The sequence below is a fragment of the Streptomyces iranensis genome, from assembly GCF_017874715.1.
Taxonomy (GTDB): domain Bacteria; phylum Actinomycetota; class Actinomycetes; order Streptomycetales; family Streptomycetaceae; genus Streptomyces; species Streptomyces iranensis.
Map to the genome: position 1 here is coordinate 1 of NZ_JAGGLR010000062.1, position 7,888 is coordinate 7,888.

Annotated in this window: 1 protein-coding gene; it reads left to right on the forward strand. The window is 71.1% G+C overall.

The features are described 5' to 3' along the window. Nucleotides 1-116: 116 nt before the first annotated feature. Nucleotides 117-7,888 (forward strand): non-ribosomal peptide synthetase (locus J2Z30_RS49095; RefSeq protein WP_209469199.1); only part of this gene is annotated, 7,772 nt, incomplete at its 3' end.

Genomic DNA, 7,888 nt, shown 5'->3' on the forward strand with positions numbered 1-7,888 from the left:
GCCCTCACCACCCACACCCAACACCACACCGGCGGCCGAACCCCCTCCGACCTCCCCCTCCTCACCCTCACCCAACACGACATCACCAACCTCGAAGACTGGTGGAGGAACGCCTGATGGACAAGCGCGAGCTGGAAGACGTCCTCCCGCTGACGGCGGTCCAGGAGGGGTTGCTGTTCCATGCCGTGTACGACGACGCCGCGCCGGATGTGTATCTGGTGCAGCTCTCCTTCGAGCTCGAAGGGCCCGCCGACCCCGCGCGGTTCCGGCGGGCGGCCGAGGCACTCGTACGGCGCCATCCGCCACTCCGGGCGGGCTTTCTCCACCATGGCCTTTCGCAGCCCCTCCAGTTCGTACCGCGCGAGGTGCCCCTCCGCTGGCACGAGGCCGATCTCAGGGAGCTGGACGAGGAGGAGCGGCACCGCGAGCTTCGGCGGTGGCTGGTCGAGGACCGGGGCACCCGCTTCGATCTCACGCGTCCGCCCCTGATCCGTTTCGCGCTCTTCCGGCTGGGCGACGACCGCTTCCACCTCGTTCTGACGCATCATCACATCCTGCTCGACGGATGGTCTCTGCCCCTGGTCGTCCAGGAGTACTTCGCCCTCTACGACCACAACGGCGATGAGTCGGCGCTCCCCCGGGCGGTGCCCTATCGCACCTATCTGGAGTGGTGTGGACGCCAGGACCGCGACGCGGCGCGCGAGGCATGGCGCGGAGCCCTCGCGGGGCTGGAGGAGCCCACTCTGCTCACGTCCGCGGCCCCCGGCCGGACCACGGTTCCCCCGGAGGAGTTCTCGTTCGACCTGCCCGCCGAGCTGGCCGGGCAACTCACCCTGCTGGCACGGCGTTTGGGGCTCACCCTCAATACGCTGGTGCAGGCCGGGTGGGGGATTCTGCTGGGTCGGCTGACCGGGCGGGACGATGTGGTGTTCGGCACCACGGTCTCCGGGCGGCCCGCCGAGATCCCCGGTGTGGAGTCCATGGTGGGGCTGTTCATCAACACCGTTCCGCTGCGGCTGCGGATGGATCCGCGCGAGCCGGTATCCGCGCTGCTCAGCCGGTTGCAGGAGGAACAGGCGCGGCTCCTGGACCACCAGCACCTCGGGCTCGTCGAGATCCAGCGGCTGGCGGGCATCGGATCGGGCGAGATCTTCGACACCACCACCGTGTTCGAGAACTATCCCCTCGACGAGGGGCGGCTGCTGGATCCGACCACGGAGCTCAGGACGCTGTCGGTGGACAGTTACGACGCGACCCACTACGCGCTGGCGCTCATGGTGATTCCAGGGGAGCGGCTGCACATCCGGATGGGGTACCAGCCGGACCTGCTGGCGCGGGAGGCGGTCGAGTCGATCGCGGAGCGGCTGTTGCGGGTGCTGCGGATGCTGGTGTCGGACGCCGATCCGCGGGTCGGGACGGTCGATCCGCTGGCGCCGGGCGAGCGCGAGCTGATGCTGCGCGCATGGGGCGGGGCACGTACGGAGCCCGCCGAGCGGACGGAAGCGCTGCTGCCACTGCTGTTCGAGGAGCAGGTGCGCAGGACTCCCGAGGCCGTGGCCGTGGTGCACCGGGACACCAGGCTGGCGTACGCGGAGGTGAACCGGCGTGCCAACCGCCTCGCCCGGCTGCTGGTGGCTTCCGGGGCGGGAGCCGAGACGCGGGTGGCCCTCGCCCTTCCGCGCTCGGCCGACCTGGTCGTGGCCGTTCTCGCGGTACTCAAGGCCGGGGCCGCGTTCGTGCCACTGGATCCGGACCACCCGGCGGAGCGCCTCGCCTTCGTCCTCGCCGACAGTCGTGCCACGCTGCTGGTGACCGCGGACGGCCTCGTCGAAGACCTGCCACCGGGCGGCCCGTCCGTGGAGCGCCTGGTCCTCGGGTCGGATGGCACCGTGGCACGGCTGCGGGGGCTGCCCGCGCACGACCTGTCCGACGCCGAACGCGCGTTTCCGCTCGACGCCCGCCACCCGGCCTATGTCATCTACACCTCCGGGTCCACCGGTACCCCGAAGGGTGTCGAGGTCCCGTACGGCAACGTGGCACGGCTGTTCGGCGCCGCCCGGGAGCAGTTCACCTTCGGTGAGACCGATGTGTGGTGTCTGTTCCACTCGTACGCCTTCGACTTCTCCGTCTGGGAGATGTGGGGGGCGCTGCTGCACGGTGGCCGGCTGGTGGTGCCGGACAAGGAGGTGACCCGCTCCCCCGAGGACGTGCTGCGCCTGCTGGTCCGCGAGCGGGTCACGGTGCTGTGCCAGACGCCGTCGGCCCTGTACCAGCTGATCGCCGCCGATCAGGACCTGCCCTCGCTGGGCTCGGAGCTGGCCCTGCGGTACATCGTGCTCGGCGGGGAGGCCCTGGACCCCGCCCGGCTGGCGGGCTGGTACGTACGCCACCGCGACGACGCCCCCGTCGTGGTCAACATGTACGGCATCACCGAGACCACGGTCCATGTCACCGCCCGTCGGCTCGGCCACGCGGACGCCGTACCGGGGACTCCGAGTGTGATCGGGCGGGGGCTGACGGATCTGGCGGTGTACGCACTCGATCCCGGGCTGCGGCTGGTGCCGCCCGGAGTGGTGGGCGAGCTGTATGTGGCGGGGGCGGGGCTGGCGCGGGGGTACGCGGGGCATGCGGCGATGACCGCCGAGCGGTTCGTCGCCGATCCCTTCGGCCCGGCGGGCACCCGGATGTATCGCACGGGCGACCTCGTACGGTGGGACGGCGACGGCCGTCTGGAGTTCGTGGGACGCGCGGACGACCAGGTCAAGGTGCGGGGTTTCCGTATCGAGCTCGGTGAGATCGAGGCCGCCCTGACGGCACATCCCGAAGTGGCGCAGGCCGCCGCGACCGTCCGCGAGGACCGTCCCGGCCACCGGCGCCTGGTGGCCTACGCGGTGCCCGCGCGCCGTTCCGGCCCCGATGGCGACCTGACCGGCCGACAGGTGGAGGAGTGGCGCACGGTCTACGAATCGCTGTACCGGGACCGCGCCGCGACCGTCCTGCGGGAGGACTTCGTCGGCTGGGACAGCAGCTATGACCAGCGGCCCATTCCGCTGCCGGAGATGCGGGAGTGGCTGACCACGACCGTCGACCGGATCATGGAGCTGGAGCCGCGCCGGGTGCTGGAGATCGGGGTCGGCACCGGGCTGCTCATGGCGCGCCTGGCACCGCGCTGTGAGGCGTACTGGGCCACCGATGTGTCTCCCGCGGTCATCGGCCACCTCCGGGAGCGGATCGCGGGCGATCCGGCCCTGGCGGACCGCACACAGCTGCGCTCCCAGCCCGCGGCCGACTTCACCGGTCTGCCCGCCGGCCGGTTCGACACCATCGTGCTCAACTCCGTCGTCCAGTACTTCCCCGGTGTGGAGTATCTGGTCGAGGTGGTGGCCGGGGCGATGCGACTGCTCGCGCCCGGTGGCCGGATCTTCATCGGCGATGTGCGCAACGCCCGTCTGCTCCGCTGTTTCGCCACGGCCGTCGCCCTGGCCCAGGCAGCGCCCGGCACGACGAACGAGAGCCTCCGGTCCACGGTCGACAAGGCGATCCGGCAGGAGCGCGAACTCGTCGTCGACCCCGCCCTCTTCGCCACCCTTCCGTCCCGGCTGCCCGAGGTGGCGGCGGTCGATGTGCGCATCAAACGTGGCCATGCGAGCAATGAACTCACCCGCCACCGTTACGACGTGGTCCTGGTCAAGGCGCCCGCCACGGGGGTTTCGGGCGCCGGGACGGACAGGGCGGGCGGGACGGACAGGGTGGACGAGACTGACGGGGTGGACGGGACTGACGGGGTGACCGAGGCGGCCGGGACGTCTCGGGTGGTCGACGCGGTGGCTCGGCAGTGGGGCGAGGAGGTGCGCACCACCGCCGGAGTGGCGGAGACCCTGGAGCGCCACCGGCCCCGGATGCTGCGGGTGAACGGCATTCCCAACGCCCGACTCGCGGACGAGCTGGAGGCGTTGCGGCAACTGCGGCATGGAGTGGCGCCGGACGCCGTCCGCGAGGCCGCCACCGCGGGGACGGAGCCCGAGGCCTCCGCTCCGGAGGCCCTGCACGAGCTCGCCGAGGGTCTGGGCTACCGTGCCGCCCTCACCTGGTCCGACAGCGACGGCTGTCTCGACGCGGTCTTCGTGGACACGGCGGCGGGTGTGGACCATCGCGTGCTCGACCAGTCCGTGCCATCCGCGACGTCTGCGTCGTCCACGCCGTCCGCGCCATCCACTCCGGTCACCCCGTCCGCGCGGAGGGGCGAACCGCGTCCGTTGCGCTCGTACGCCAATGACCCCGGCGCCTCCCATGAGCTGGGCGGACTCGTGGCGTCCCTCCGGGCCCATCTCGCCGAGACCCTGCCCGACTACATGCTCCCGTCCGCCCTCATGACACTCGACGCGCTGCCGTTGACCGCGAACGGGAAGCTCGATCGCACGGCGCTGCCCGTACCCGACCCCGGGGCCGACCGAACCACCGGCCGGGCCGCGGCGACACCGCGCGAGAAGACCCTGTGCGCCCTGTTCGCCGAGGTGCTGGGGCTCGCCGAGGTCGGAGTGGAGGAGGAGTTCTTCGCGCTGGGCGGGGACAGCATCATCTCCATCCAGCTCGTCAGCCGTGCCCGCCGGGAGGGGCTGGTGCTCACTCCCCGCCAGGTCTTCCAGTACAAGACGCCCGCGGCACTCGCCGCCGTGGCCCGTACGCCCGACGAGCCGGCCGCCGAGGGCCTGGGCCGCTCAGAAGGAACACTCGTCCGGCTCTCCCGGGCGGAGTCGGAGAGCGTCGAGCGGAAGGCCCCGGGCAGTGTGGAGGTTCTGCCGCTCAGCCCGCTGCAGGAGGGACTGCTGTTCCACGCCGTGTACGACGACACGGCCCCGGATGTGTATCTCGTCCAGCTCTGCCTGGAGTTGGAGGGCCCCTTCGACGCGGGCCGGTTCCGCGTGGCCGCCGACGCGCTGCTGCGCAGGCATCCGCATCTGCGCGCCGCGTTTCTGCATGACGGCCTGTCCCATCCCGTCCAGGCCGTCGCCGGTGCGGTGTCCGTGCCGTGGCAGGAGGCGGACCTCACCGCGGTCGCGGAGGACGAACGCCGGGACGCGGTGGAGCGGTGGCTGGCCGAGGACCGCTCCGTACGGTTCGATCCGGCGCGGCCACCGCTGGTCCGTTTCGCGGTCCTGCGTGGCGGCCCGCATCGGCACTGGCTGGTCATCACCAACCACCACCTGCTGTGGGACGGGTGGTCGGTGCCCCTGGTGCTGCGCGAACTGTTCGCGCTGTACGAACGGTCCGGTGACGAGACGGGCCTGCCTCGGCCGGTGCCCTACCGCGACTATCTGGCCTGGCTGGGGCGGCGGAACCGGGACGCCGCCCGCGCCGCTTGGCGCACGGCGCTGGAGGGGCTGACCGAGCCCACGCTGGTCGCCCCCGCCGCTCCGGGGCGTGCCGCGATGTGGCCGGAGGAGTACTCCACCGACCTGTCCCCCGAGCTGACCGCACGGCTCTCACAGCGCGCCAGGCGCTCGGGGCTCACGTTGAACACCCTCGTCCAGGCGGCGTGGGGGCTGGTCCTCGGGAGGCTCACCGGGCGGGACGACGTGGTGTTCGGCACCACGGTCTCGGGCCGCCCCGCGGAGCTGCCGGGTGTGGAGGCCATCGTGGGCCTGTTCATCAACACCGTGCCGGTACGGCTGCGCATCGATCCCCAGGAGTCGCTGGGCGGGCTGCTCTCCCGGCTCCAGGAGGAGCAGACGGAGCTGCTCGACCACCAGCACCTGGGGCTCGCCGAGATCCAGCGGCTGAGCGGAGTGCGCTCCGGGGACCTCTTCGACACGACGACGGTCTTCGAGAACTACCCCATCAACCAGGGGCAGTTGCTCGATCCGGGCAGGGAACTGAGGACGGTCGACATCACGGGGCGGGACGCCGTGCACTACGCCCTGTCCCTGCTGGTCGTCCCGGACGAGCGGCTGCACATGCGGCTCGGCTACCGTCCGGACCTGTTCGGGCACGAGGACGTCGCGACCATCGCCGACCGCCTGGTGCGGGTGCTGGAGGCCATGGCCTTCGACCCTGACGTCAGGGTCGGGCGGGTCGACGGTTGCTCCGAGGAGGAACGGGGGCGGCTGCTGGACTGGGGTACGGGTGCCTCGGTGGCGACGGCCGGGACGGGACGGGTGCTGCCGGAGCTGTTCGAGGAACAGGCGGCACTCACTCCGCAGGCCACCGCGGTGGTGTTCGAGGACGACAGGGTGTCCTACACGGACCTCAACGCGCGCGCCAACCAGCTGGCCCGGCTACTCATCGACCACGGCGCCGGACCGGAAACACGTATCGCCCTCGCCCTGCCACGCTCCCCTGAGCTGATCACCGCCGTGCTCGCCGCCACCAAAGCCGGAGCCGCCTACGTCCCCCTCGACCCCGGCTACCCACCGGACCGCATCACCTTCATGCTCCACGACAGCGAACCCACCCTCCTCCTCACCACCAGCACACTCGCCAACACCCTCCCCACCAGCACCGCCACCCTGCCCTGGCTCCTCCTCGACACCGAAGACACCCACGCCCGCCTGCAACGCCACGACGCGGGGGACGTGTCCGACGACGAGCGGCCGACACCGCTGACGCCCGAGCATCCGGCGTACGTCATCTACACCTCGGGCTCGACGGGCAAGCCCAAGGCGGTCGTGGTCCCGCACGGAGCCATCGTCAACAACCTGCTGTGGCGGATCGGGACCTTTGGCTGGACCGAGCACGACCGCTTCCTCATGCGGACACCGATGAGTTTCGACGTCTCGGTGTGGGAGCTCTTCTGCCCGCTGCTCACCGGTGGAAGCATCATCGGCACCGACCCCGATCACCACGCCGACCCCGGCCATCTGCTGTCCGCCGTCGAACGTCACGGGGTCACGGTGGTGCACTGTGTGCCGACCCTGCTGCGGTTGCTGCTGGAGTGGGAGGGGGCACGGCGGCTCTGCGCCTCCCTGCGCCACGTCGTCTGCGGTGGCGAACCGCTGACCGCCGATCTGCGCGACTCCTTCGTCGCCACGCTTCCGCATGCGCGGCTGCACAACTCCTACGGCCCGACCGAGACCACCGTCGACACGACGGGACACCTCACCACTCCCGAGGACACGGGCCCGCCACCGATCGGCACACCCATCGGCAACACCCGCTTGTTTGTGCTGGATGCGGGGTTGGGGTTGGTTCCGGTGGGTGTGGTCGGCGAGTTGTACGTAGCCGGGTGCGGAGTGGCGCGGGGGTACTGGGCACGACCGGGACTGACCGCGGAACGGTTCGTGGCCTGCCCATACGGTACGACGGGCGGGGAACGCATGTACCGCACCGGGGACCTGGTGCGATGGACACCCGCTGGACAGCTGGAATTCCGCGGACGAGCCGATGAACAAGTAAAGGTCCGCGGATTCCGCATCGAGCCAGGAGAAATCCAGGCCGCGCTCACCACACATCCCGGTATCGGGCAGGCCGTGGTCACCGTCCGCGAAGACCGCCCCGGCGACCGCCGCCTCGTCGCCTACCTCACCCCCGCACAGGCCGACACCGAACCCCCGCCTGCGGCGGAGATCCGAACCCAGCTGGCCGACCGGCTCCCCCACTACATGATCCCCGCCCACTACATCCCACTGGAACACCTGCCACTGACCGCCAACGGCAAACTCGACCACTCCGCCCTACCCGCTCCGACACCGGCAACCGCCAGCACCGCTCAGGGACGAGCCCCCGCCAATGCCCACGAACGCACGCTGTGCCAGTTGTTCGCCGACGTACTGGCCATACCCGAGGCCGCCGGACCGGAGGACGGCTTCTTCGCGCTGGGCGGCGACAGCATCCTGTCCATCCAACTCGTCAGCCGCGCCCGCCAAGAAGGACTACTCCTCACCCCACGCCA